Annotated in this window: 2 protein-coding genes; one reads left to right on the top strand and one right to left on the bottom strand. The window is 59.1% G+C overall.

Features of this window, described 5'->3' with window-relative positions; all coding sequences use genetic code 11:
* Positions 1-601, top strand: a 601-nt coding sequence (locus tag DOU54_RS27910; protein WP_502695907.1) for a deoxyguanosinetriphosphate triphosphohydrolase family protein, incomplete at its 5' end; no start/stop codon positions are given.
* Here DOU54_RS27910 and DOU54_RS27695 read toward each other — a convergent pair.
* Positions 547-741 (bottom strand): hypothetical protein (locus DOU54_RS27695; RefSeq protein ID WP_210206191.1); only part of this gene is annotated, 195 nt, incomplete at its 5' end. The two genes, DOU54_RS27910 and DOU54_RS27695, sit on opposite strands and share 55 nt — an antisense overlap.

Consider the following 741-nt stretch of genomic DNA (forward strand, 5'->3'; position numbering starts at 1 on the left):
GGCGCAGGTGGCGGCGATTGCCGATGACATCGCTTACAATACCCACGATATCGATGACGGTCTGCGCGCCGGTTATCTCACCTTCGAGATGCTGGAGGAGGTGCCATTCCTCAGCGGCCTGATGGCGCAGGTGCGGGCGAAATATCCCGTGCTCGACAAGGAACGTTTCGCCAATGAGATCATGCGCCGCCAGATCACTCACATGGTTGAGGATGTGATCGGCGTGGCGCAGCAAAATCTTGCCCGGTTGAAGCCGCAGCGGGCTGCCGACATCAGGGCCGCCGATTTTACCGTCGCCACCTTTTCGCCCGAGATGGCCGAGACTGACAGGCAGATCAAGAAGCTGCTGTTTGCCCATATCTACCGGCACCCGGACATCATGCGCATCCGCGCCGGCGCGACGCAGATCGTCACCGATCTTTTCCACCGATATATGGAAACGCCGGCGGAAATGCAGAGCCACTACTGGGTGGACAGCATTTCCGGCATGAGCGTGGCCGCAAAAGCCCGGCATGTGGGCGACTATCTGGCCGGCATGACCGACAGTTATGCACTGCGCGCCCACCAGCGGCTGTTTGACCACACCCCCGATTTGAGATAGGGCAGCGGGCGATCGCGAAGCCGACCGGCTAAAATACCGGACATGAACAGAAGCCCTTCGCGCAGGTTGGAACGATGAACATTTTTGCCGATTTCGATACCAGGATCAAAAACGCGCTCGAGACCCTCGACCTCGTGAAA

The organism is Agrobacterium sp. MS2 (assembly GCF_003261015.1).
GTDB classification, from domain to species: Bacteria; Pseudomonadota; Alphaproteobacteria; order Rhizobiales; family Rhizobiaceae; genus Agrobacterium; species Agrobacterium pusense.